This is a genomic window from Bacillus sp. z33 (assembly GCF_058313615.1).
Genome location: NZ_JBZFQN010000002.1, coordinates 45,063 through 70,229 on the forward strand (window position 1 = coordinate 45,063; position 25,167 = coordinate 70,229).

22 protein-coding genes are annotated in these 25,167 nt (G+C 36.8%); 12 read left to right on the top strand and 10 right to left on the bottom strand.

The features are described 5' to 3' along the window. Positions 1-22: 22 nt before the first annotated feature. Complete coding sequence (locus AC4G3L_RS07245) at positions 23-712, bottom strand: B3/B4 domain-containing protein (RefSeq protein WP_491076297.1); 690 nt, start codon at positions 710-712, stop codon at positions 23-25. A gap of 83 nt (positions 713-795) precedes the next feature. On the opposite strand from AC4G3L_RS07245, the gene queG reads away from it, so the two are divergent. The 7 genes from queG to yhbH all read left to right on the top strand — a co-directional run bounded on the left by queG (position 796) and on the right by yhbH (position 9,248). Then, positions 796-1,935: a tRNA epoxyqueuosine(34) reductase QueG gene (queG, locus tag AC4G3L_RS07250; RefSeq protein ID WP_491076298.1), complete on the top strand. Its 1,140-nt coding sequence runs from the start codon at positions 796-798 to the stop codon at positions 1,933-1,935. Between the two features lie 74 nt (positions 1,936-2,009). Beyond that, positions 2,010-2,876: an amidase domain-containing protein gene (locus AC4G3L_RS07255; protein ID WP_491077161.1), complete on the top strand. Its 867-nt coding sequence runs from the start codon at positions 2,010-2,012 to the stop codon at positions 2,874-2,876. A 73-nt stretch (positions 2,877-2,949) separates the two neighbouring features. Next, on the top strand, positions 2,950-3,426 hold the full coding sequence (trmL, locus tag AC4G3L_RS07260) for a tRNA (uridine(34)/cytosine(34)/5-carboxymethylaminomethyluridine(34)-2'-O)-methyltransferase TrmL (RefSeq protein ID WP_491076299.1): 477 nt from the start codon (positions 2,950-2,952) through the stop codon (positions 3,424-3,426). A gap of 109 nt (positions 3,427-3,535) precedes the next feature. Then, positions 3,536-4,273, top strand: coding sequence for an oxygen-insensitive NADPH nitroreductase (nfsA, locus tag AC4G3L_RS07265; protein WP_491076300.1), 738 nt, complete (start codon positions 3,536-3,538; stop codon positions 4,271-4,273). Positions 4,274-5,195: 922 nt separating this feature from the next. Continuing rightward, entirely contained in the window at positions 5,196-7,091 is a 1,896-nt protein-coding gene (locus tag AC4G3L_RS07270; RefSeq protein ID WP_491076301.1) for a PrkA family serine protein kinase, read from the top strand. A gap of 253 nt (positions 7,092-7,344) precedes the next feature. Then, complete coding sequence (locus tag AC4G3L_RS07275; protein ID WP_491076302.1) at positions 7,345-7,539, top strand: hypothetical protein; 195 nt, start codon at positions 7,345-7,347, stop codon at positions 7,537-7,539. Positions 7,540-8,078: 539 nt separating this feature from the next. After that, the gene (yhbH, locus tag AC4G3L_RS07280) at positions 8,079-9,248 is read left to right on the top strand and encodes a sporulation protein YhbH (protein ID WP_491076303.1); all 1,170 of its coding nucleotides are present in this window, start codon (positions 8,079-8,081) and stop codon (positions 9,246-9,248) included. Positions 9,249-9,319: 71 nt separating this feature from the next. Here yhbH and AC4G3L_RS07285 read toward each other — a convergent pair whose 3' ends face one another. Next, positions 9,320-10,699 (bottom strand): peptide MFS transporter, encoded by a 1,380-nt coding sequence (locus tag AC4G3L_RS07285; RefSeq protein WP_491076304.1) that lies wholly within the window; start codon positions 10,697-10,699, stop codon positions 9,320-9,322. A gap of 423 nt (positions 10,700-11,122) precedes the next feature. On the opposite strand from AC4G3L_RS07285, the gene arcA reads away from it, so the two are divergent. Further along, positions 11,123-12,355, top strand: a complete 1,233-nt coding sequence (arcA, locus tag AC4G3L_RS07290; protein WP_491076305.1) for an arginine deiminase — start codon at positions 11,123-11,125, stop codon at positions 12,353-12,355. A 127-nt stretch (positions 12,356-12,482) separates the two neighbouring features. Here arcA and ald read toward each other — a convergent pair whose 3' ends face one another. From ald to ltaS, 5 genes are all read right to left on the bottom strand, one after another. Next, the gene (gene ald, locus AC4G3L_RS07295; RefSeq protein WP_491076306.1) at positions 12,483-13,622 is read right to left on the bottom strand and encodes an alanine dehydrogenase; all 1,140 of its coding nucleotides are present in this window, start codon (positions 13,620-13,622) and stop codon (positions 12,483-12,485) included. A 117-nt stretch (positions 13,623-13,739) separates the two neighbouring features. After that, positions 13,740-14,978 (bottom strand): PucR family transcriptional regulator, encoded by a 1,239-nt coding sequence (locus tag AC4G3L_RS07300; protein WP_491076307.1) that lies wholly within the window; start codon positions 14,976-14,978, stop codon positions 13,740-13,742. A 146-nt stretch (positions 14,979-15,124) separates the two neighbouring features. Beyond that, on the bottom strand, positions 15,125-16,123 hold the full coding sequence (locus tag AC4G3L_RS07305) for an inorganic phosphate transporter (protein ID WP_491076308.1): 999 nt from the start codon (positions 16,121-16,123) through the stop codon (positions 15,125-15,127). Positions 16,124-16,143: 20 nt separating this feature from the next. Next, entirely contained in the window at positions 16,144-16,764 is a 621-nt protein-coding gene (locus AC4G3L_RS07310; RefSeq protein ID WP_491076309.1) for a DUF47 domain-containing protein, read from the bottom strand. A gap of 424 nt (positions 16,765-17,188) precedes the next feature. Beyond that, on the bottom strand, positions 17,189-19,171 hold the full coding sequence (ltaS, locus tag AC4G3L_RS07315) for a lipoteichoic acid synthase (protein ID WP_491076310.1): 1,983 nt from the start codon (positions 19,169-19,171) through the stop codon (positions 17,189-17,191). Positions 19,172-19,484: 313 nt separating this feature from the next. Here ltaS and AC4G3L_RS07320 point away from each other — a divergent pair, with 313 nt between their 5' ends. Together AC4G3L_RS07320 and AC4G3L_RS07325 are read left to right on the top strand one after the other, a co-directional pair. Continuing rightward, the gene (locus AC4G3L_RS07320) at positions 19,485-19,718 is read left to right on the top strand and encodes a hypothetical protein (protein WP_491076311.1); all 234 of its coding nucleotides are present in this window, start codon (positions 19,485-19,487) and stop codon (positions 19,716-19,718) included. Positions 19,719-20,538: 820 nt separating this feature from the next. Further along, on the top strand, positions 20,539-20,793 hold the full coding sequence (locus tag AC4G3L_RS07325; RefSeq protein WP_491076312.1) for a GlsB/YeaQ/YmgE family stress response membrane protein: 255 nt from the start codon (positions 20,539-20,541) through the stop codon (positions 20,791-20,793). Between the two features lie 100 nt (positions 20,794-20,893). On the opposite strand, the gene AC4G3L_RS07330 is transcribed toward AC4G3L_RS07325, so the two are convergent. Next, a complete protein-coding gene (locus tag AC4G3L_RS07330; protein ID WP_491076313.1) occupies positions 20,894-21,778 on the bottom strand; it encodes an RluA family pseudouridine synthase in 885 nt (294 codons plus the stop codon). A gap of 105 nt (positions 21,779-21,883) precedes the next feature. Here AC4G3L_RS07330 and AC4G3L_RS07335 point away from each other — a divergent pair, with 105 nt between their 5' ends. Further along, on the top strand, positions 21,884-22,276 hold the full coding sequence (locus AC4G3L_RS07335; RefSeq protein ID WP_491076314.1) for a DUF5365 family protein: 393 nt from the start codon (positions 21,884-21,886) through the stop codon (positions 22,274-22,276). A gap of 34 nt (positions 22,277-22,310) precedes the next feature. Here the strand turns inward: AC4G3L_RS07335 and AC4G3L_RS07340 are convergent, their stop codons facing one another. After that, positions 22,311-22,772: a thioredoxin family protein gene (locus AC4G3L_RS07340; RefSeq protein ID WP_491076315.1), complete on the bottom strand. Its 462-nt coding sequence runs from the start codon at positions 22,770-22,772 to the stop codon at positions 22,311-22,313. Next, complete coding sequence (locus tag AC4G3L_RS07345; protein ID WP_491076316.1) at positions 22,769-23,206, bottom strand: disulfide oxidoreductase; 438 nt, start codon at positions 23,204-23,206, stop codon at positions 22,769-22,771. Before AC4G3L_RS07345 ends, AC4G3L_RS07340 begins: the two co-directional genes overlap by 4 nt. Before the next feature lie 212 nt (positions 23,207-23,418). On the opposite strand from AC4G3L_RS07345, the gene AC4G3L_RS07350 reads away from it, so the two are divergent. Next, positions 23,419-25,104, top strand: a complete 1,686-nt coding sequence (locus AC4G3L_RS07350; RefSeq protein WP_491076317.1) for a glycoside hydrolase family 13 protein — start codon at positions 23,419-23,421, stop codon at positions 25,102-25,104. Positions 25,105-25,167 lie beyond the last annotated feature (63 nt).

Consider the following 25,167-nt stretch of genomic DNA (forward strand, 5'->3'; position numbering starts at 1 on the left):
GGAGTACGAAGCATTGCGTTTTTTATATTTTTATAGTATTTTTTTCTTGACTCAATAGATGGATTGCAGACTCTCCTCCATGGACTTGAATAAACATTTTGGAAATTGCCTGCATAATCTGCTTTGCTTGTTCATTAGTCATTTCAGGATGAAAATAAATGACATGCAGTGCATTTGTTGTATGGTCATTCACACTGGTACGTACAGAATCTACATAAGGGCTGCCAAATGGGCCTGTCTGATCAAAAGAACCTATAATCCCCTCTAATTTGTTTACACGACCATTTAAACCTTCATATGAATCCTCAAGTGTACCGATTCGGAACACCACATCACCTTTCACCTCTGCTAAATCGTATATTCCCATTGGACATGTATATTGCAGGGAGAAAAAATTATTGAGAGCGATCGCTGAATTTCCTGATGGCGTATACGCTTCTTTTTTGACGCGACGAAATAATGATTCCACTGAGGGGCGATAGCGGGAAGGATCACTTCCTGTTTGTTTAAATACTTTTCTCCATGATACAATCCCTTCATATGCACTCCAGGGTTTACTTTCCAGTTCAGTATGTAAATGTTCGATAAAGAGCTGAAGACGTCCTATCAGCATGGAAGGTAGGGCATCTGCCACAATCTCTTGATAGGAGATAATACCGATTTTTACATCGCCGGCACATTCAAATAGTTGCCGATCCACTTGAATTTGCATAAATTTACACCTCCAAAATGATTGGAATATAGTTTACCATAAATACGAGAGTTATACATATTTCCTAGAAAGGAGAGGCTAAGATGGATTTTCGTTTACTTAAGGAAGAAATTATTGACTACAGCAAGACAATCGGGATCGATAAAATAGGATTTACATCAGCTGATCCTTTCCAGGTGTTAAAGAAACGGCTGATTGACCAACAGAATCTTAACTTTGCATCGGGGTTTGAAGAATCAGATTTGGATAAACGGACCAATCCAAGAAAGCTAATGCCGGAAGCTCAATCTATTATCGCTATTGCCATAGCCTATCCTTCCAAACTTAAGAATGCACCTAAAAGTAAAGCTGGCGACAGGCGTGGTATTTTTAGCCGTTCTTCATGGGGCACGGATTATCATTATGTAGTAAAGAATAGATTGGCTAAGCTTGAAGCATTTATTTTAGAGCGGTTGCCTGAATCCCTCTTATCATCAATGGTTGATACTGGTGAATTAGTGGATCGTGCCGTAGCAGAGCGGGCCGGTATTGGTTGGAGCGGGAAAAATTGCTCTATTTTAAATGAGGAATTTGGCTCTTACCTATATCTTGGAGAAATGATTACGAATATCCCTTTTCCATCTGATACTCCAATGGAGGACTTGTGCGGAACATGTACAAAATGTCTGGATGCCTGTCCTACCGGAGCATTGGTTCAGGGCGGACAAATTAATGCCAAGAAGTGTATATCGTTTATGACCCAAACGAAGGAAATGATTCCTTATGAATTCAGAGATAAAATGGGCAACAGGGTGTATGGGTGTGATTCCTGTCAGACATCCTGTCCATATAATCGCCGTATAGACTTTCATAATCATCCTGAATGCGAGCCGAATCCAGAATTGGCTAAACCTCAGCTTAAGGCCATGTTAACATTAAGTAATCGCCAATTTAAAGAGAAATTTGGCAGTATTTCAGGTTCATGGCGTGGAAAGATGCCGATTCAGAGAAATGCGATTATGGCACTGGCACACTTCAAGGATCAAGATAGTATTGGATCTATTAAAGAATTACTGCAAAAGGATCCGAGGCCAGTTATTAGGGCTACAGCAGCATGGGCTATTGGGAAAATAGGTGGCCAGGAAGCAAGTGATATTTTAACAGATTGTCTAACAAAAGAGGAAGATCAGATGGTAGTGGATGAGATAAAAGGCGCAATCGACCACCTTATTTTACCGGAGTAACTTTTTTACTCCGGTTTTTGTATGGAATTTATACATTCATCATACTTTTTAAAAAAAGGAGTGTGAATGAATTGATGAAAGAAAACTTGCGCAAATTGGTCGTGGAGAGAATACAAAAACTCAAAGAAGATCCATCTTCTTATAAGAAAGATAACATAGAGAGTTTGGTAAAAAAGCGCGATGGAATCCAATTGCGCGGGGGAGAATTAGTCAAAGTAATGGCTAAGGGACATGTAAAAAAAATTGCAGAACGGACAGATGCCATTGATGCGATTTATGAAATACATTGGAAGCTCGCGATTAAGCAAGGAAAACAATTTTACCTGGAAGAAGAAGTAGAATTACGCAAAGCTTCTTTTAAAGGAACCGACCTGTTACATGATCAGGAATTAATCAAAAAGCCTCAAGTACTGGATCAAGGTCTCCTTAAGAATTTGAATGTTGTTTCTCCGCGTTCCAAGATTGCTTATAACAGGTTGAAGGCAGTTCAATATGCTGAGAGATGGTGGAACTCCTTTAATCCTAACTTTCCGCAATTCACGGACGATTGTACAAATTTTATATCCCAATGTTTATATGCAGGTGGAGTACCGATGTGGGGCACGCCGAATCGTACAAAGGGGTGGTGGATAGAAGGGAAAAGCAATTGGAGTTATAGTTGGACAGTAGCACATGCTTTTATGCTGATGTTAAAAGCAGCTGCTTGGGCGAAGGAAGTGAAGAACCCGACCCAATTAATGATTGGGGACATCATTTGTTATGATTTTGAAGGAGATGGCAGGTACAATCATAATACAATTGTGACAGCGAAGGATGAATATGGGAATCCGTTGGTAAATGCTCATACAACAAACAGTCGATTGAGATTTTGGGATTACGAAGACTCCACAGCTTACACTCCCAATATTCAATATAAATTTTTTCATATACTAACGAATTAGGGATCCCATTTTTGGAAAAGGGATAAATAGTGTTATAATAAAGGCTGCTTAAACTATCCAGAGGTGAGAAAAAGTGTCTTTACATATTGTTTTATATCAACCATTAATCCCGGCAAATACGGGTAATATTGCCCGCACCTGTGCGGCCACTGATACAACTCTGCATTTAATCCGTCCATTGGGATTCTCTACTGATGATAAGGCGTTGAAGCGTGCCGGACTTGATTATTGGGAGCATGTAACCATTATTTATTATGATTCAATTGAGGAATTTTTTGAAAAGAATAGTGGTGGAGAGTTCTTATACATCACAAAGTTTGCTAAGAATTATCACAGTGATATTTCATATGAAGATACCACTAAAGATTACTTCTTTATTTTCGGCAGAGAAACAACAGGTCTGCCAAAGCATTTATTAGAGGAGCATCCTGAAAGAGGATTGCGTCTGCCTATGAATGATACCCATGTTCGTTCACTTAATTTATCGAACACAGCAGCGATTGTCATTTATGAAGCATTACGCCAACAAAATTATATACATTTAACATAACTTCTCCTTTTGAGAAGTTTTTGTTTTAGCATATTAAACATATCTTTAGATGACATCCGTACTGTTTGGTATATTTGGTGACGAAACGATAGAAAGGAGCTTTAGTCCAGTGAATGAAACGATTGAATTATTAAAGAATCATCGTTCGATTCGAAAATTTAAAGATAAATCATTATCAACAGAGCAAGTTGAAGCGATTGTCAGTGCAGCACAGTCTGCGTCAACATCGAGTTTTGTACAGGCTTATTCAATTATTGGGATCAGTGACCATAATAAGAAAAAACAATTGGCTGAACTGGCAGGCGGACAGTCCTATGTAGAACAGAATGGATATTTCCTAGTGTTTTGTGCAGATTATAATCGCCATAAGCTGGCTGCTGATCTAGAAGGTACAAATATAGATCACAATCTGGAAAGTATGGAGACTTTCATAATTTCATTAATTGATACAGCGTTGGCTGCACAAAATGCTGCCATTGCAGCTGAATCGATGAATCTCGGTATCTGTTTTATCGGTGGTATCCGAAATAATATCGAAAAGGTTTCTGATCTTTTAAAATTACCTGATCGCGTAATTCCGCTCTTCGGAATGGCCATTGGTTATCCGGAAGATGAAGCGGCTACTAAACCGCGTCTGCCACTGAAAGCAGTCTTTCATGAGAATGAATATGAGGACAAGCAGACTGAACTCGAAGAATATAATGAAATTATCTCAGCCTATTATAATGAACGTACAGACGGCTTAAGACAAGATAGATGGACAGAGCAAATTATTGGTTTGCTAACAAGCAAACAGCGTGAATTCATGATGGATTTCGTAAAATCCAAACACTTTGCTCTAAAATAAATATAAAATAGCAAACCCCTCACTTCATGAGCTGAAAGTGAGGGGTTTTTACTTTATTAACCTTGACCTATGTGAGCAAGAGACAAGGTATCAAGATGTGACGATTTTAGTCTTTGTTCCTTAATTTGGCCGTTTCAGCTTTTTAGGTAATCCGGCTTCGGCGGCTAGAAGCTCAGGACATAAGCATGACCTCTGCAGGAGGGAAGAACACCTCCTTCCAAGCCCCTGTCTTATGCTCCTCGCGGGCCAACAGGATGTTGGTCAAGAAGACGTTGCCACACGATGTGGCGATTTTAGTCTTCGTTCCTTAATTTGGCCCTTCAGCTTTTTAGTTAATCCGGCTTCGACGGCTAGAAGCTCAGGACATAAGCATGACCTCTGCAGGAGGGAAGAACACCTCCTTCCAAGGCCCTGTCTTATGCTCTTCGCGGGCCAACAGGATGTTGGTCATGAAGACGTTGCCACACGATGTGGCAATTTTAGTCTTCGTTCCTTAATTGAGCCGTCTCAGCACTTTTAGTTAATCCGGCTTCGGCTCCTAGCTCCTCGAGACATAAGAGTAGCCATTGCGGGAGGGAATAGCGCCTCCCTACATGCCTCCTCTTATGCTTGTCGGAGCTGACCAGTCGCCTCAGCACTTTAGTTTGTTTTGTCGTTGTAGCCGCCGGTGAAGATGGCAGCAAGGAATGCTAGGGATACAGCAATTATAATAGCAACAGTCATTGAAAGGTCCTCCTTATATCGGTATCTTGGAAAAAGTATACCATATTAGTTAATTTTTTTCTTTAATGAGTGTATTTTAATAAATCGAAAATCAGGCAATTCATTTATGGATTCTGGAGGGCATAGCACATGTTTGGCTCAATACGTGCATACAGTATTAGTAGCAGCTGAATCACAGCTAGGGGAGGATTAATACTGAATGGATATCATAAAAAAAATAGAACAGTTCAGAGAAGAAGAGGAAAAGTTGAAGTGGGAAGGAACATTCGGTGACTATTTGCAACTATTAAAGAAAACACCCTTAGTCGCTCAGTCAGCTCATTCCAGGGTTTACAACATGATTAAGGATGCGGGCGTTGAAATTATTGATGGAAAGAAAAGATATAGCTTCTTTAAAGGGGAATTATTTGGTCTTGAGGAATCACTTGAACGTCTAGTAGAGGAATATTTTCATCCAGCTGCTAAACGATTAGATGTGCGAAAACGTATATTGCTATTAATGGGGCCTGTGAGTGGTGGTAAATCGACCTTAGTGACACTTTTAAAACGGGGACTTGAGCAATATTCACGGACGGATCGGGGAGCAATTTATGCGATAAAAGGTTGCCCAATGCATGAAGATCCACTGCATCTAATACCTGCACATTTGCGCAATGATTTTTTTGAAGAGTATGGAATTAGGATCGAAGGAAATCTTTCGCCTTTAAATATGATGAGATTAGAACAGGAATATCATGGAAGAATTGAAGATATGACCGTAGAAAGGATTTTCCTATCTGAAGATAAACGGATTGGAGTGGGGACATTCAGTCCATCTGATCCAAAATCACAGGATATTGCTGATTTAACTGGCAGCATCGATTTTTCTACGATTGCTACGTACGGATCAGAATCCGATCCGCGAGCGTATCGTTTCGATGGGGAATTAAATAAAGCAAACCGTGGGATGATGGAATTTCAGGAGATGTTAAAGTGTGATGAGAAATTCCTATGGCATTTGCTTTCATTGACACAGGAAGGGAATTTTAAAGCGGGCAGATTCGCACTTATAAGCGCGGATGAATTAATTATAGCGCATACGAATGAAACGGAATATCGTTCCTTTATTTCTAATAAAAAGAACGAAGCTTTGCATTCCAGAATCATTGTTATGCCGGTTCCTTATAATTTAAAAGTATCCGAAGAAGAAAAAATTTATAAGAAAATGATTCATGAAAGTGATGTATCAAACGTCCATATCGCACCGCATACCTTAAGAGTCGCCGCCATGTTTACTACTCTTAGTAGATTGAAGGAACCGAAAAAAGGTGATATTGATCTTGTCAAAAAAATGAGGTTATATGATGGAGAAAACGTTGAAGGCTTTAATTCTTCAGATGTAGAGGAATTAAAAAAGGAATATTCAGATGAAGGAATGGGCGGTATCGATCCACGTTATGTCATTAACCGCATATCATCCACCATTATCAGAAAAGAAATACCATCCATTAATGCGTTGGATGTATTGCGTTCCTTAAAAGAAGGGTTGGATCAACATGCTTCCATTACAGCAGAGTTGAAAGAACGCTATATGAACTATATCTCTCTTGCAAGAAAAGAATATGATGATATTGCGAAGAAGGAAGTACAGAAGGCATTTGTTTATTCCTATGAGGAGTCAGCAAAAACATTAATGAACAACTATTTAGATAATGTGGAAGCTTTTTGCAATAAATCAAAACTTCGCGATGTCCTAACAGGCGAGGAAATCAATCCTGATGAAAAATTAATGCGTTCTATTGAAGAACAAATTGGCATATCTGAAAATGCCAAAAAAGCATTCAGAGAAGAAATTTTAATCCGTATTTCTGCTTATGCCCGTAAAGGCAAGCGGTTCGATTACAATTCTCATGACCGTTTACGCGAAGCAATCCAGAAAAAACTGTTTGCTGACTTGAAAGATGTTGTTAAAATTACAACTTCATCTAAAACTCCAGATGAAAGTCAATTAAAGAAAGTAAACGAAGTGGTTGCCAGATTAATAGACGAACATGGATATAATTCTACATCAGCTAATGAGCTTCTTCGATATGTAGGAAGTTTGTTGAATAGATAAGATTATTAGTGAAGAACTATCTAAACAGTCGATTCAAACGACTTACAGATAGTTCTTTTTAATTGTTATTTACATGTAAAGAATGAGATTAATATTCTCTAGAGAAGGAGAACACCTATATGGACTGATCCTCCAAAATTTTCGAGACTGGGATATGGGTAAGAAAGAGATTAGCAAGGTAGTATAATAGTTTATTGGAAAATAATGTTTATTAAGAGGGGTGGCTGGGAATATGCCATAGGAGGTGATAAAAATGAAAAAAGATGCAAAGGCAGATACGATTGCTGAAAGTCTTGCTGAGAATGGCTCAATGGCACCGGATCTTGAGGAAATGAAGAACCTGGGAAAACAGATGGAGCACCTTAGGACAAATGAAGAACTATCCAAAGAATACGATAAGCAACCAGATCCTGTTCAACATGAGGAAGAAGAGGCAGAAAATAAATAAAACAATAGGTCGTTTCTCAAAAACGCTTGGTTATTGAGTGGCATCTCCCGCGTAAGTTCTGTTTGATAATAAGGGGGGAATATCCAAGCGTTTTTCTTTATGAATACAAATGCTCCTATACAAAACATAGGATTTTTTTATTGTATGGAGATGAACAGGACTGCTAAAAAAACCGCTTATTCTAAAGATATTTGGCTACTTTCGTTCATATTCTCATTGATATCCATTAACTTGCCGCCAATATTTAAACTACCACAGTAAAGCACCCCCTTTTATAATCCTCTTTCAAAAGCGTCATACAAGCCTTAATTCGTGAGCACTACCTGAATTAATTCCTACCTGCCTTAAACTATTTTCAGTCATATGTATGGTTTTAGAATTATATGATCTAAATGGTGAGGGATGAGCGAAACTTTGTCTTATTTCAAGAATATTTTGGCAATAAATTGTAGCTTACGCATAGGATAGAGTAATCAGACAGTGATTTTGAAAAAATCAAAACAACTAAAAATGATGAATGCTATATAGGGGGGAAAACGATGTCGGATAAGAATGATAGCCATCAGTTCGCCATTTCAAAGGAAGATTGGACCCTCCATCGAAAAGGTTTTGATGATCAGCAAAGACATCAGGAGAAAGTGCAAGAAGCGATACGAAATAATTTACCTGAACTAATAACAGAGGAAAGTATTATCATGTCCAATGGGAAGAATGTGGTGAAGATCCCGATTCGCTCTCTTGATGAATATAAAATTCGTTATAATTATGATAAAAACAAGCATATTGGTCAGGGAGAGGGAGATTCCCAGGTAGGAGATGTAGTTGCAAGAGATGGAAGTGGGCAAAAGGCACCGGGAAAAGGAGGAGAAGCGGGAGACCAGGCAGGAGAAGATTATGTAGAGTCTGAAGTTTCTTTATTAGAGATTGAGGAAGCCTTGTTTTCTGAACTCGAGTTACCCAATTTAAAAGAAAAAGAACAGGGAGATCATACAGTCGAGCATTACGAATTCAATGATATTCGGAAGACAGGTTTAATGGGAAATGTAGATAAGAAAAGAACGATGATTAGTGCTTTTAAAAGAAATGCACTGGGGGGCAATCCTGGATTTGCACCAATCTATCAGGATGATCTTAAATTCAAAACGTGGAATTCAGTTGAGAAGCCAGAATCTAAAGCAGTCGTTTTGGCCATGATGGATACATCTGGAAGTATGGGGCTGTGGGAAAAATATATGGCTCGCAGCTTTTTCTTTTGGATGACACGTTTCTTAAGAACCAAGTATGAAACTGTTGATATTGAATTTATTGCGCATCATACAGAAGCCAAGGTCGTAGAAGAAGAAGATTTCTTTTCTAAAGGAGAGAGCGGTGGAACGATTTGTTCATCGGTTTACCGTAAGGCTTTAGAGATTATCGAACAAAAGTATCCAATTGAACGCTATAATATTTATCCTTTTCATTTCTCAGATGGAGATAACTTAACTTCAGATAACCCTCGTTGTGTTAAACTAGTTGAAGAATTAATGGACGTATCCAACATGTTTGGGTACGGGGAAGTTAACCAATACAATCGAAATTCCACATTAATGTCCGCATATAAAAACATTAAGGATGAAAAGTTTCAATACTATATATTGAAGCAAAAGGCTGATGTCTTTCATGCAATGAGAAGTTTCTTTAAAAAAGAAGTGGGGAGTACAGGTTCATAATAATTAAAAAGACTGACGTTAAGGGCAGATACAAAATCTTGCGCCTTGCGTCAGTCTTTTTTATAGAATAATTATTTCATTTCCATCATTGCAACAAGTTTCTTAGATAAGGCTAAAAGTATTAGACCGAAGAAAATGGCTACACCGCCGATTAGAGCGAATACTTCAAAATAACCAAGTGATTGTGTGACAACAGCTAACTGTCCAGCAATAATGTTAGCGACACCAGATGATGCTAACCATACACCCATTAGCAATGAAGCTAATTTAACTGGAGCAATTCTACTTACAAGGGAAAGTCCTACTGGAGATAAGAACAATTCACCCATTGTATGAAGGAAGAATGTTACCACAATAAACATGATGTTTGCTTTTTGTTCCACGCTCGCAACATCGTTACCTGTTTGGAAAATCGCAAATAACAATACGATATAACCCAAACCTAGAGTAATCATCCCCATTGCCATTTTAGTCGGAACCGGAATGTCACCACGTTTAGAGCTTGCAAGTTTCACCCATAGTGCAGAGACAATTGGTGCCAATAGGATGATGAATAATGGGTTAAGCGATTGGAACCAGGATACTGGCACTGTATAACCAAGTACATTGCGATCAACAAAGTCTTTTGTATATAGAGTTAAGGAACTTCCAGCTTGTTCAAAACCGGCCCAGAAGAAGACAACAAAGCAAGTAATGATAATGATTACCCAAGTACGTTGTTTCTCACTGCGCGTTAATGGAGCATTGGATTTTTCTTTAGATTCTTTCGTTTGAGTAACGGATGGACGTTTACCGGCATCGCCTAAGTATTTGTTAGCAAATAGGTTGAATAGCAATTGACCGATGATCATACCGATCGCTGAAATTAAGAAACCATATTTGTACCCATATGTCATAACTCCGTTAACTGTCGTAGCAAATAAGTCTTCCGAAACAAATCCGATGATTAATGGGGCAAAGAAAGCACCAACATTAATACCCATATAGAAGATTGTATAGCCCGCATCACGGCGAGATTCATTGCCTACATATAATTGTCCAAGCAATGTAGAAATATTTGGTTTGAAGAAACCATTACCAGCGATTAATAACGCTAAGCCAATGTATAAAAATGTTTGGCTCTGATGGGCGAATAAAGCAATATTACCTAAGGCCATTAAGATTCCGCCAATTGTAATAGACAGGCGGTGACCTAGATAACGGTCTGCCAACCATCCACCAATAAGCGGTGTAAAGTAGACAGCACCAGTGTAGAATCCGTAGATACTAAGAGCTGTTTTGTTATCAATCCCCAATCCGCCGCTGACTAACTCAGTAGTCAAATAGAGGATTAAAATAGCACGCATGCCGTAATAACTAAATCTTTCCCACATTTCTGTTAGGAATAAAAGATATAATCCAGGAGGATGCTTTTTCTTGCCAAGCTCCTGAGCTTGAGTGTTAACTGACATCTCTGTTTCCTCTCCTTATTTCATAACATAAATACTATTTTAAGAAAATTTAGAGTAAATAACAATAGTTTTTTTAGTGCTTTAGCGAAGTAAAAAGATTCATAAATATTCAACAATTATGATTATTTAGAATTAAAAGTTGTATTTTTATTAGTTTCCAGTATTATTCTTTGAATATAAAACCAACTTTTTTGTATATAAATACATCCGCGTATAATGGTATATTACCACATATTATTATATTGAAAAAGAAATAAATTTCATTTAATAAAAGTCAGTTTATTATAAAAAGTCTTACAAACAAAGTGTTATAAGGGAACCATGTATATGACAATTAATCTACTGAAATAGGATTACTTTTCCTGAAAAAGGGGAAATAGCTGAATAAAACCAAATATGGTGTTTTTTAAGGGGATAAGTGAAATGAATAAAACGGAAAATAAATTACATATTACATCTGAAATAGGCCAACTGAAAAAAGTACTCTTACATAGGCCAGGTAAAGAAATTGAGCATTTGATACCTTCAAATATGGGAAGATTGCTTTTTGATGATATTCCTTTCCTTCCAAAGATGCAAATGGAACATGATATGTTTGCTGCTGCGCTGAAAGATCGTAATGTAGAGGTCGTCTACCTGGAAAATTTAGTGAAGGAATCATTTACAGCTCCTGAAAATAAATCAGAGTTAATTAATACCTTTTTACTGGAAAGCAGGCATCACCTCGCTGGAAGCTATGAATTGGTTAAAGAATACCTTGAATCCTTATCAGATACAGAATTGGTAAAGAAATTAATGGAGGGTGTATTAAAGAAAGAATTAGATGACCATAAAAAGGTACATCTTGATGACTTTTTATCAACCCAGTATCCTTTTTATATTGACCCGCTTCCAAACTTATATTTTACAAGGGATCCTGCAGCGATTATTGGGGAGGGAATGACCATCCATAAAATGTTCACTGCAGCCAGAAGAAGGGAATCTCTTTTCTGGGAATTTATAATGAAGAATCATCCTGAATATCAGAGCCAAAATCACTCACATTGGTTGGACCGTTCGGATCCTTTTGCGATAGAAGGAGGGGACATCCTCATTTTAAGTGATGAGGTTGTGGCCATTGGAGTAAGTGAGCGAACATCGGCATGGGCAATTGAAAGAATGGCCTATAATCTCCTTAGTGGTTCAACGACTTATAAAAAGGTACTGGCTGTTGAAATACCAAAAAAACGTGCTTTTATGCATTTGGATACGGTTTTTACAATGGTCGATAAAGATAAATTCACGATTCACCCTGAAATTGAAGGAACAAATGGGCAAATGAATATTTTTATCCTGGAGCTGACAGATCAAAAGAGTATCCAAATATCAAGAAGATATAATTTAGTAGATACATTGAAGGAAGTATTGAAATTATCGGAATTGGCCTTAATCCCTTGTGGCGGAGGAGATGAAATATTTTCACCGAGAGAACAATGGAATGATGGATCAAATACATTGGCCATAGCACCGGGCGTTGTGATTACATATGATCGAAATGTGGTAACAAATAAGCTATTAGAAGACTATGGGGTGGAAGTAATAGAAATCCCAAGTTCGGAGCTTTCTCGAGGAAGAGGAGGCCCACGCTGTATGAGTATGCCTCTTGTGCGAGAATAGAAGATAGGCGGAGGAAGGGACAAACCCACCTCATAATTGAAAAAGCCGGTGGGATTTTACGACGAGTAAAATTCCACCGGCTTTAATTAGTTTTGGATAAGAATAAGAATCACAGGAATATAGATTCCTAGTTTATGCTTCCTTGAATTGTTCGATTCATAGCGTCTGTAATTGTTTTATAAGGATACCCAAGATCTCTGGCTACCGCTTCAAAGGTAACATATCCGTTTAGCGTGTTAACCCCTTTAGATAATGCAGGATTATCTGTAACAGCTTGGATTGTCCCTTTATTTGCAATTTGGAGGGCATAAGGGATCGTCACATTTGTCAATGCAATGGTAGAAGTCCTTGGGACTGCACCGGGTATGTTGGCTACTGCATAATGAATCACACCATGTTTGGTGTAAGTTGGATGATCATGTGTGGTTATATGGTCAACTGTTTCAAATATGCCACCCTGGTCGATTGCCACATCTACAATCACTGAACCCGGTGTCATAGCTTGTACCATTGAATCTGTCACAAGCTTTGGAGCTTTTGCCCCGGGAATAAGAACAGCACCAATCACTAAATCAGATTCGGCAACCAAATTGGCAATATTAAATGGGTTGGAGATAATGGTCGTCACTTGGTTTCCAAATATATCATCAAGTTCTCTCAAACGATCCGGGCTTAAATCGATTATGGTTACATCTGCTCCTAATCCAATAGCAATTTTAGCAGCATTAGTACCCACTACTCCACCACCAATGATCGTTACTCTTCCTCTTTTAACCCCAGGGACACCACCTAACAATATTCCTTTTCCACCATGAGGCTTTTCAAGAAATTGCGCACCAATCTGGACGGCCATTCTACCTGCTACTTCACTCATAGGGGTTAATAATGGCAGCGATTTTCCCGATGAAACAGTTTCATAAGCGATTGAAAACACTTCTGAATCTACTAATGCTTTTGTTAATTCAGGACATGCTGCTAAGTGAAGGTAGGTAAATAAAATTAAACCAGGGCGAAAATATTTATATTCCTCTTGCAGAGGTTCTTTCACTTTCATGATCATCTCTGCTTCTGCCCAAATCTCTGCTGCACCAGGATAAATAATGGCGCCGGCTGATTCATAGTCCGCATCTATAAATCCACTGCCCATTCCAGCTGAGGATTCTACCATGACTTTATGCCCGGCATTCACCAAAGTCACAACACCTGCTGGAGTTATGGCAACACGATTTTCATTATTTTTAATTTCTTTAGGGATTCCTATCAGCATATTTTATCCTCCTGTCTTATCTTATGTATAGCTATTATAATCCGTATTTTATTTGAATAGTATGTTAAAAACAGAAAATTCAAAAATAAGGATTTGTGAATTTTCACAAACGTTCAATCAATAATAGTTTGCTAATTTCATTTCGAGCAGAAGGTGGGACGTTATTTTATGATTTTTTAAATCATAATGGCTGATGTCAGATATTCTTTTTAAACGATAGGAAAGAGTATTCGGATGTATATGCAGAATAGCAGATGTAACGGCTGGATTGGAATTATAGGTTAAATAGGTTTCTAATGTATCGTATAGTTGTGTCTGATGTTCATTGTCATATATCTTTAAAGCATTAAGACCGATAGGGAGTTGTTTGGTTTGGCTATTACGTTTTTCACTGATGATAGGTAGGTATTGATAAAGGCCGAGTTCATCGTACCAATATACACCCATTAATTCATCTGTATACCTTTTCTTTAAACTAATGACTTCCAGAGCCTCTGAATAACTTTTATAGGCATCAATATACTCATAATAAAGGTTTCCGCAGCCTTCTGAACAGATGGTAATATTGAAGCGATCCTTCATATCGGCTGTAAAAGACTGAATAAAAATGGATATAGAGTTCTTTGGTTGGTCCTTATAGGCATCTATTAAAAGGATTAGCTTATTTTGATCAATTGTGTAGAAGACAATAGTCGCTTTTTGTGTCGTACTGATTAGGTAGACGATTTGCTTATCCAAATCGATATCAATAGAGGATTCAAATTCAATGACAACGATGGTGTAGTATTTAGGTAATGTAAATGGAAATTTAACCGCATCTGCAAGGATTGCTTTCTCTGCAGTATAATGGCCGGTCAACAGTTTCCAAAAGAATTCCTGATAGTTTTCTTCTTGGCCTTTTAAACGAGACTGGAGTAGTAGGAGTTGATTTTTTGCCTCCTTAGCCGCGAATATCAAAATGGATAGTTTTTCATCTGTAATGACTGTGTCGGATTGAAGAGCCCAAATAAACCCCAGCACTTCATCATTTTTTCGTATGGATATGGCAATTCTTTTGCCAAGTCCTACTTCATCAAGGGAATCGACAATGATGGGCTTATCATTGTGAAGAAGGAAGGGAATAATCCCTTTTTTCCAAAGAGCATTAATTACTTTTTCTGGTACGCGTCTGCCCATAATCGTTAGAATGCGGGCTTGATCGGTAATATTGGTATGAGCACTATAGGCCAGTAGTTGATGATTGGCATCCTCAATGGTTATCGGATAACGGATCAAAGAACTGAGTCGATCAGCAAATTCATCCAGGCCTCCATATAATCCTTTAAAAAAATCTTTTGAATGGTACTGATTATCCATTGAAAGACTCCTTAACTAAATTGATTGTTATCCCTATAATACAATAAATGGTAAATGATATGTAGAAAGAACACACTAATTAAAAAAGAGATTGGATATGATTACGAATTTGTAACCCATCCAATCTCCTTCTATGAAATTATTAATTAAAAAATAAAATTTAAAAGTAGGTAAATCAAACCAGCTAAAGTTCCGGAAATAGGTATCGTGATAATCCAGGTTATGATCATTCTCTGTGCCGTATGCCATTTTACGCCTTTCACACGGTGGGAAGTACCTACACCCATGATAGAAGATGATATAACATGAGTAGTACTTACTGGAAGGTGAATAAAGGTTGCACCAAAGATAATGGCTGCAGATGTAATATCAGCTGCCACACCGTTAACAGGACGAATCTTCATAATGTTACCGCCGACTGTTTTAATAATTCTCCAACCGCCTACAGACGTTCCAAGCCCCATTGCAGTAGCACAGGCTAATTGTACCCATAAAGGAATATCAGAGGATGTTGTAAAACCATTTGCGATTAGTGCCAGAGTGATAATTCCCATTGCCTTTTGAGCATCATTTGTTCCGTGAGAATATGACTGCAAAGCTGCAGTACCGATTTGAATAAAACGGAAATTTCTATTGGTTTTTGCTAAATTGTTATTTTTAAAGATTACCTTGAAGATACTGTAAACAATATAACCAGCCACAAAGGCGATGAATGGTGAGAATAGCAAAGCAAAAATAATTTTTATAAATCCGCTGAAATGGATCGCACTAAAACCAGATGATGCAATCGCTGCTCCAGCAATAGAACCAATAATTGCATGAGATGAACTACTTGGAATGCCATAATACCAAGTGATTAAATTCCAGGCTATTGCAGAAACCAAAGCTGCCATAATAACAATTGATCCATTTTCGAGTGTAAATGGATCAACAATATCCTTTGTAATAGTTTTTGCCACACCTGTAAATGTCATGGCTCCTACAAAGTTCATGATTGCAGCCATTAAAATAGCATGCCTTGGTTTTAATGCCTTGGTTGACACTGCCGTAGCAATCGAATTGGCTGTATCATGGAAACCATTGATGAAGTCAAAGGTTAAGGCCAATACGACAATCAATACTGTAATTAAAAGTAATGTATCCATAATTGTTTAGGAACCTTTCATTAAGAGTTTTTCATTACAATTGTTTCTAATGTATTCGCAACAGATTGACAATAATCTGCAATTTCCTCCAGGTTCTCATAAATCTCTTTATATTGAATAATGCGAATTGGATCTTTTTCACTTAGGAAAAGGTGTTTAACAGATTGACGATGCAAGGTATCACAGGAAGATTCATGTTCTTTAATTTTAATCGCAATCGGACGAATGTCATTTAATTTTTTTATCGTTAGTAATTCTACAGCTCGGTCAATTTCATGAGCGGCATTGCGAATTTCGTCAACAAATTTCAACATATACTCATTAGCATTGACAATTGAATACATTTCAAACAAAGCAGAACAATGTTCAAGACCATCCAAAACATCATCCATTGTCATCGCAAGCATTAATATATCTTCACGTTCAATCGGAGTGATGAAGGCGTTATTAAGCTCTTTAATCACTTCATGTACAAAATCATCTCCAGTTGTTTCATATTGTTTCATTGTGTCGGAGAAGATTTTTAAATCGCTAATGTTTTTTAATTTATAATCTGCGAAATAATCAGAGCTTTCTTTTAAATTTGAAGAAATATTTAAAAGCATAACCGAAAATTTATCTTTCTTAGATTTGAATACCATAGTGACCTCCACTTTCGGAAAATAATTAAAATTTATAACAAAATTAATACTAAACTTTTTATTTATACTTGGAAAGGAAAAACATTTTTTTTAGTGAATATTTACATAAACATGGTTTTAAACAACTAAAATTTACATTGAATTTACAAACTTGTAACATTCAGAAATAAAATTAACAAAAATATGTCTCTATAAAATTAGAGGGGGAAAGGGAGTCTTTGGATAAAGTTTATTAGGAATATAAGGGGATGGAGAAGCAGCTAAGACTTAGACATTTGAGGAGTATGTCTTTATCCATTTAAAAAGTGTTGAATCCGTTTTGAGCTAGGCCTGTGATTCCTGAGTAAAGTGATAAGTACATGTCGACGTATTTAATTTAGATATAAAAAAGCCCCCAGTTCCTTGAGAAATTGGGGGCTTTTGTTTACTCAACGCTGTTTTTCGAAGAACTATTAGTATCCGTAGCTTTTAAATTGTAATTATATTTTGATGGATCTACAGGTTTAAAACCTTCTGGTGTATAAAATCTGAGTAAATCACCGTATATAATTTTATCGGACATTGAAAGCATGGTAGAGGCATACTCTTCCATTTGTTTATACTCCTCAGTTTCTTCTACCAACGTTCCTGTGGAATCGTAATATTTACCATCAATATATTTTACATCCGGGCTCATAAAGTCACCGTCTCTAAAAGGTACAATTTCAGTATGGTCTTTTGATAATAAATCAGTACCAAGTTGGATATATTTCTTAGAATCAACGCCCAGTAAGTGTAACAATGTTGGCATTAAATCTACCTGTCCGCCATATTGGTGTTGTATTCCGCCTTCCATACCAGGTACACGGATAATTAAAGGTACTTCCTGTAGTTCAGCAGAATCATATTTCGTAATTTCCTCTTTATTAAGAACTTGTGCCATAGCTTCATTATGGTTTTCAGATATACCATAATGATCGCCATAGAATACAAGCATAGAACGATCATAAAGACCTGTTTCTTTTAGATAGTTGACAAATTGTTCTACAGATTCATCTAAATAACGGGCTGTTTGGAAATAACGGTCTACAGAGCCATCTCCCGTTGTTGCTGCCTCAATGGTAGCATCCTCGTCAGAAATTGGATAAGGGAAGTGATGAGATACTGTAATAAATTTTGTATAGAACGGCTCTGGTAATGATTCAAGCATCGGTTTAGACTGCTCGAAGAACGGTTTGTCTTTTAAACCGTAATTTAAAACATCTTCATCTTTCATGTCATAGTAGCTGGCATCAAAGAAGTTTTGAACTCCCCAAGATTTATAAACTTCATCGCGGTTCCAGAAGGATTTGTAGTTACCATGGAACACGGCAGAAGAATATCCTTTTTCTTGTTCAAGGATGGCAGCTGCTGATTGATACGTATTTGTACCATTTGTAGTCATAGCTGACCCTTGAGACAGTCCAAACAAGGAGTTTTCTAAAAGTACTTCTGAGTCAGATGTTTTACCTTGACCTGTTTGGTGGTAAAAATTATCAAAGTAAAGTGTATTTTTATCTTTTGTAAGCGAGTTAATAAAAGGTGTTACTTCTTCACCGTTCAATTTGTAATCAATCAGGAAGTTTTGGAAAGATTCCAAATGAATATAGATAACATTCATTCCTTCAGCGGCTCCAAAGTATTTCTTGTTTGGTTCTGCGTAATTAGCCTGTACGAAGTTTTGTACTTCTGTTAAGTCACTGGAATCTGCCGATGCTTTTTGGGCATTCACCTTCATTGTCTTTAATCCATCATAGATCGTGTAATTATAGGTTCCTAGATATTTGACCAGGTAGTTTCGGTCAAATGTTCTAGTTAATAATTGCGGACGGTCAATCTCAGCTAATGCAATATTCAATACGAGCATTCCCACACCAAATGTAAAAACTGCACCTGTTTTGCGTAATTTCACACGGCCTTCACTTGGCTGGAATTTTTTGTAGACAATCAGCAAAATCAGAATGATTGCATCCAGGAAATATAATGGATCATAAATACGTATGAGCTCCAGGATACTTCCGAATAATCCGCCACCTTCACCAGCATTAAGATTCTGCGTCTGTTTTAAAGTCTGCCATGTAATAAAATCGTTAAAGAATCGATAATAAACGATATTGGCATATTGCACAATGGAAAGTATGACGTTTATGACAACTAACCACTTGAATGAACGTCTGCCTTTTGCCAATAAAGCGAGACTAAAGAAAATAACCGCTGAACTGATTGGATTAATAAAAAGTAAAAATTCTTGCATGGTATTCGTGATACCAAGGTCAAATTCAACTATATAACTTGTATAGATTTTAATCCAAAAGAGAACAACAGCGACTATAAGGAAACCAACAGGTCCACTTAAGCTCTTTTTCGCTTTGCTCATAAATGCACTCATTGTTTCACCTCGGTATTAAGATTATATTTATACTAGTTTCGCATTTTTATGCTTATATTTGTTTGGCTCAGAAAAAAGAGATAACAATATTGAATTATAAACTGAATTTGGGAAAAGTCAAATTGAATTCTTTCGACAAAATCCTCATAAAATCCTTATATATAAGGGTTTCCATATTTTAAAATAGACCATTAATAATGTTGATTTTTGGACGTATCCAGCGCTCTTTTGTTTATTTTTATTCCCCACACTTTCGGATTTAGTTAATGGACAAGACTTTTATGATCTAGGCTTGGTATTGATAAAATTATTGATGACTGACAAGTGGGTAACTCTATATATTATATGCTCCCTATACAGAGGACAAGAACATACATTACAGATTGGTTCAATAGAAATAAATAATGATTCTATTGATCAAAAAAGCGTAGTAACACGTGATGGGGTGGGAGTCGGTAAGGCAAGATACGGAATATGTGAATCAGATGATAAATTTAAATGGTTATTAAGCGTTAAGATCACAGATGTGAATCGGTTTGGCTTATGATCTAATTCATTAGGGATATTTAGATTCCAGGAATTCTTTGGAGCTATTATATAATGAAAACGCTATAAAAACAATTCGAATAATTTTGTATCTTTATCCGAAAGACAAATTTCATCTCTAAATGTGTATGTTTACATTATCGCCCAAAATGTAGTCATCTCCAACAGTAGCTTAATGATCTATCGAGAACTAGGCTCTTCGTATTCCTTATAATATGAAGAATATAGTAATGATATAATTTTTGGGTTTTGTTTTATAAATATGCTAACTACTAGGGTATTCATATTAAATGAAAATAATTAAAGCTACATCTAAAGTTATAAATTAAATGAACCATGTAACAAGATATAGCCCTAATTTCCAATACTTTTGAGCACTCTGATTTTTCTTTCCTATTATATAGTAGAAAAAAATCATGGATAGTTAGAACTCTTTTTAGTATACCATTATTCAACAATAACTATTAAAACATAACATATACCCATTTTTCAGGCAGCTTAATCCTCTATAAAAAAATTACCAAAAATAATTAAAAAAATGTTTAGGACTGATAGAAAGGGGAATCTATAGAGTATTAACGGCGCCGTTGAATATGTACAAGGCAGTGAAAGTTGATCTACTTTCAATAACCTGTCTGCAAGTAACCATAGCTCTTGTAAAATAATATCTGACAAGAATACTTATCAGATTAGGGATAAACTTGAGTCTGTTGGCTACTCTATATTTAGAAATCTATTTTAAGTTATAAAGCAATTATCCCTAGTCCTAGTAACTGACAAAAGTCAGGCTAATTAAACAAACTTTCAAGGAGGAATATATCATGAGTTTTATTATATCATTAATCGTAGGTGGAATTTTAGGTTGGGTTGCAAGTCTAATCGTAGGTAAGGATGTACCAGGCGGAATCATTGGTAACATTATTGCAGGTATCATTGGTTCTTGGTTAGGTACAGCGATATTCGGAGATATGGGACCATCTGTTGCAGGATATGCCATTATTCCGGCTTTAATCGGTGCAATTCTTTTAATCTTCATCGTAAGCATGATTATGAAAGCTATCAATAAAACTGCTTAAGTATTACTTAAACATCTTTAAGTAAGTTAAGAAGCAAAAGACAAATCCTTTCTACCATAATAGGTAGGAGAGGATTTGTCTTTTTTCGTTTGAAAGGACATTATATAAATGGGATTTCGCTTTCGACAGACAGTTTTTCGCCGGTAAGCGGCTGTATAAACTCTAATCTGTATGCATGAAGGGCTTGCCTATTTAGATGTGCACTTTTCTTTCCCCCATATAAGGGATCACCAACAAGGGGATGTCCAATTGAGCTCATATGGACTCGAATTTGGTGAGTGCGGCCTGTTTCCAATTTACAGGAAACAAGCGTTTGATTTATAGAATTCATTCTTTCTAATACTTCATATTTTGTCACTGCCTGTTTTCCGGATGGGCTTACTCTCATTTTCCCCGGTGTATGTCGGTCTTTTGCAATTGGAGCGTTTATCGTACCTTGCTCTTTTTTTACAATCCCCTGAACAAGTGCCACATACGTCCTCTTAATTTCCCCATCTGTTAAAGCCTTATCCAGTATAGCTCCTGCATAAGCATGTTTAGCTAGGAGAATGGCCCCGGATGTATCTTTATCCAAGCGATGGATATGCCTAGGTTTAATTTTATTATTATTAATATAGGCTGTGACAACATTCATTAAAGATTGATGATCGTTATCAGAAATAGGATGGGTATTAAGAAATGGCGGCTTGTTCACAACCATAATATCATCATCTTCATATAGAATTTCCAATTTCTTCTTTATGGGTAGTAATGCATTTAAATCATCTGCATAAATGGGTATATAAATAATAGAAGAAGATTGTATTTTTGTTGACCAAGAAATCGCTTCACCATTCAATAAGACGTTCTTTTCCATTCGCCACTGGTGCAGCATTTTCTTTGGAATGTGCAGATGATCTCTTAAAATGGTTTCTATCGATTTTCCCACCCAATCCGAGGGGCAGGTGATTTGAGCGTAAGGACCTGATTTAGTAACGTTTAACATGTAAATACCTCATTTTTGCAAAGTTATTTAGTATTATATATACAATATCATGTGCTATCCTATATATGCCAACAGAGGAAGATTGCAGAAAGTAGGGTGTTCAATATGAAAATTGTCGAAGGTTCTCTTCATTTACAGGATATTGAACTAAGTAAGGCAGTTGAAAAATTTTATAATGAATTGTTTCCTATGTACTTCACAAAAGAACTAATTGATTTGTTTGTCTTAAATGAAGTGTTGTCTGTACCTGATTCAAACTCTCATATCGGTACATTAAAAGGTGCCTTTCAAGCATTGTCATGTATTCAAACCTTAATGATCATTCTAGAGAATCAAAATGAAAATCCTGAGGCTGTGGAATTATTTAATCACAATTCAAAGCTATTAAATGAACTTGGTATCTTTTTTCCGTTTGAGCATAAACACTTTTTTGGTGAGAATAGACAGATTGAACTTCCATTGTATCAGACAAAAGCCGCCAATACCTATTTAATCTAAAGAAACACGCCGAGTAAATGCACCCGGCGTGTTTTTATAAATTATCAAACCACTGTTTAAATTCCTCAGCAGTGCGTTCCCCTTCGATACGGCTTGATTCTTTCCCATCCTTATAATGGATAAGTGTTGGTGTTGCATCAATTTCATTCCAGCCCTGCTCGAATTCAAGCACATTATATTGATAGATGTGTTCATCCATTTCTTCTGCTACAGGCATTAGAATGGGAGTGGTATTTACACAATGTGAACATTTCGGACTGAAATAATAAACGGTCACTGATTCTTCCTTTTCCAGTTTCTCATCCAATTCATCCGGTTTAATGATGTTTTGATACAGCGGATCATCTAACTGATCGACAGTCGCAGGGTTTAATTCACCTTTATCATATGGGTTGTTGCTGCCTGCCGTTTTTTCTGTTTGTTGCTTATTGGTTAAGTACGCGATAGCGGCAAAAATCAGAACGACCGCAGCGACGAAAATAACAACTTTCTTCATTTTGTTTCCCCCTTTGTCACTTTAAATATATACAAGCTGCATACAAATATGATAATGAAAGCAGTTAATGCAAGCATTGGTATAGTAATGAAGCCAAGCCAGTTAATGTAGTCCCCAGTACACGGTATTCGGCCGCATGAAACTGCCCGATCCATAAAGAACGGTACCTTCTGAATGAGTACATGATAGGTTGAAATACATGTGCCAATAGCTGATAAAATCATTGTATAAAAAGCAATATGATAGTCTTTTTTCCAGATTGCCAGTACTAAAATCACCGAGAAAGGGTACATGACAATCCGTTGATACCAACATAAAACACATGGCTCAAAGCCTTTAATCTCTGAAAAATAAAGACTGCCAGCCATCGCTATAAAGGCTGCAGCAAATGCCAGAAAAAGGGCGTTATCACGATTTATCAATTTCTTAAGCATGAAAATTCCCCCTTTTCAACTTATTACCTTTATTAAAATTATAGTATGTTATCATAATATTGTAAAAAGAAATCGCTTTATTATCATTTGTTGAGGGTAAAAAGACTTATGGTGTCCTTGGCTGGATACATAAAAGAATATAAGACCGAATCCAGCTCTTTTAGAAGAAATTAAAAATAATTTTGCTCATATCATAAGGAAGGTGCTGAACGATGAAAAAACAATGGTGGAAAGAATCTGTCATTTACCAAATTTACCCACGAAGCTTTATGGATTCTAATGGAGACGGGATAGGGGATATTCAGGGAATTATAGCACGCCTGGATTATTTGAAAGAGCTGGGTGTGGATGTAGTATGGTTATCGCCGGTATACAAGTCGCCAAATGATGATAACGGTTACGATATTAGTGACTATCGCGATATTATGGACGATTTTGGAACAATGCAGGATTGGGAATTGATGCTTGAAGAAATGCATAAAAGAGACATTAAACTTGTGATGGACCTTGTCGTCAACCATTCATCTGACGAACATGCCTGGTTTATTGAATCAAAAAAATCTAAAGACAACCAGTACAGGGATTATTACATATGGCGTCCTGGAAAAGATGGAAAAGAGCCGAATAATTGGGAGTCCTTTTTCAGTGGATCTGCCTGGGAATATAATGAAGCAACTGATGATTATTATTTACATCTGTTTTCCAAAAAACAACCGGACCTTAACTGGGAAAATGAAAAAGTCCGTAAAGAAGTATATGATTTAATGAAGTTTTGGCTCGATAAAGGTGTAGATGGATTCCGAATGGATGTAATTAACCTCATCTCAAAAGATTCTGCTTTGCCTGATGGGTCAGTCATGGAAGACAAAGAATATGCATCCGGAGCAAAATATTATATGAACGGTCCGAAAATACATGAGTATTTTCAAGAAATGAATAAAGAAGTTCTATCTAATTACGATGTAATGACGGTCGGGGAAACTCCCGGTGTAACACCCGATGAAGGGATATTATATACAGCAGAGGATCGTCATGAGTTAAATATGATTTTTCAATTTGAACATATGGATGTAGATTCCGGTCCATCAGGTAAATGGGATATACAACCATTAGATTTAATAAAATTAAAAAAAATACTTTCAAAATGGCAGACAGAATTGCATGGAAAAGGGTGGAACAGTCTATATTGGAACAATCATGATCAACCGAGAATTGTTTCACGTTTTGGAGATGACGGAGCATACCGTATCAAATCAGCTAAAATGCTGGGAACATGCCTGCATTTACTCCAAGGTACACCTTATATTTACCAAGGTGAAGAAATTGGGATGACAAATGTTCAATTTCCGAATATAGAGTATTATCGGGATATCGAGAGTAGGAATATGTATAATGAAAGATTAGCAAAAGGTATGAAGCCAGAGGAGATTATGAAAAGGATCTATGCAAAAGGACGTGACAACGCTCGAACTCCGATGCAATGGGATGATACCGAACAAGCTGGCTTTTCAACAGGGAAACCGTGGATTAACATAAATCCAAACTATATAGACATTAATGCTAAGAATGCATTAAAGGATCCTGATTCGATTTTCTACTATTATAAGGAGCTAATCGCCCTGCGCAAGAAAATGCAGATTATAATAGAAGGAAGTTATGAGTTAATCGAAGCAGAAAATGAATATATTTTTGCCTATATGAGACATCTTAATCATCAAACTTTGCTTGTACTAACAAACTTCACAGGTGAAGAACAGCGTGTAAGCTGGCCGGACCCCGTAAAAGATTTTTCTGGACAAAAGGTAATTGGCAATTACTCTGATCGTGCAGAACAAGAAACAGCCGCTGAGACAATCCTGAAACCCTGGGAAGCCGTAGTTTATTTAATTGAAAGATAATCCTCATAAAGCTGTTGGAAACTGAAGCCAACAGCTTTTCTTTTTGTGACGCTGACTAAACCG

What these genes read in the sequence shown, in the direction of transcription:
- ald (WP_491076306.1), bottom strand. Translation starts at nt 13,622, where the DNA reads ATGCTGATAGGAATCCCTAAAGAAATTAAAAATAATGAAAATCGTGTT.
- AC4G3L_RS07330 (WP_491076313.1), bottom strand. Translation starts at nt 21,778, where the DNA reads ATGTTAAACGTTACTAAATCAGGTCCTTACGCTCAAATCACCTGCCCC.
- queG (WP_491076298.1), top strand. Translation starts at nt 796, where the DNA reads ATGGATTTTCGTTTACTTAAGGAAGAAATTATTGACTACAGCAAGACA.
- AC4G3L_RS07340 (WP_491076315.1), bottom strand. Translation starts at nt 22,772, where the DNA reads ATGAAGAAAGTTGTTATTTTCGTCGCTGCGGTCGTTCTGATTTTTGCC.
- AC4G3L_RS07300 (WP_491076307.1), bottom strand. Translation starts at nt 14,978, where the DNA reads ATGGATAATCAGTACCATTCAAAAGATTTTTTTAAAGGATTATATGGA.
- yhbH (WP_491076303.1), top strand. Translation starts at nt 8,079, where the DNA reads ATGTCGGATAAGAATGATAGCCATCAGTTCGCCATTTCAAAGGAAGAT.
- AC4G3L_RS07305 (WP_491076308.1), bottom strand. Translation starts at nt 16,123, where the DNA reads ATGGATACATTACTTTTAATTACAGTATTGATTGTCGTATTGGCCTTA.
- AC4G3L_RS07255 (WP_491077161.1), top strand. Translation starts at nt 2,010, where the DNA reads ATGAAAGAAAACTTGCGCAAATTGGTCGTGGAGAGAATACAAAAACTC.
- AC4G3L_RS07275 (WP_491076302.1), top strand. Translation starts at nt 7,345, where the DNA reads ATGAAAAAAGATGCAAAGGCAGATACGATTGCTGAAAGTCTTGCTGAG.
- AC4G3L_RS07325 (WP_491076312.1), top strand. Translation starts at nt 20,539, where the DNA reads ATGAGTTTTATTATATCATTAATCGTAGGTGGAATTTTAGGTTGGGTT.
- AC4G3L_RS07345 (WP_491076316.1), bottom strand. Translation starts at nt 23,206, where the DNA reads ATGCTTAAGAAATTGATAAATCGTGATAACGCCCTTTTTCTGGCATTT.
- arcA (WP_491076305.1), top strand. Translation starts at nt 11,123, where the DNA reads ATGAATAAAACGGAAAATAAATTACATATTACATCTGAAATAGGCCAA.
- AC4G3L_RS07270 (WP_491076301.1), top strand. Translation starts at nt 5,196, where the DNA reads ATGGATATCATAAAAAAAATAGAACAGTTCAGAGAAGAAGAGGAAAAG.
- AC4G3L_RS07350 (WP_491076317.1), top strand. Translation starts at nt 23,419, where the DNA reads ATGAAAAAACAATGGTGGAAAGAATCTGTCATTTACCAAATTTACCCA.
- AC4G3L_RS07245 (WP_491076297.1), bottom strand. Translation starts at nt 712, where the DNA reads ATGCAAATTCAAGTGGATCGGCAACTATTTGAATGTGCCGGCGATGTA.
- AC4G3L_RS07310 (WP_491076309.1), bottom strand. Translation starts at nt 16,764, where the DNA reads ATGGTATTCAAATCTAAGAAAGATAAATTTTCGGTTATGCTTTTAAAT.
- AC4G3L_RS07285 (WP_491076304.1), bottom strand. Translation starts at nt 10,699, where the DNA reads ATGTCAGTTAACACTCAAGCTCAGGAGCTTGGCAAGAAAAAGCATCCT.
- AC4G3L_RS07335 (WP_491076314.1), top strand. Translation starts at nt 21,884, where the DNA reads ATGAAAATTGTCGAAGGTTCTCTTCATTTACAGGATATTGAACTAAGT.
- AC4G3L_RS07320 (WP_491076311.1), top strand. Translation starts at nt 19,485, where the DNA reads ATGACTGACAAGTGGGTAACTCTATATATTATATGCTCCCTATACAGA.
- ltaS (WP_491076310.1), bottom strand. Translation starts at nt 19,171, where the DNA reads ATGAGTGCATTTATGAGCAAAGCGAAAAAGAGCTTAAGTGGACCTGTT.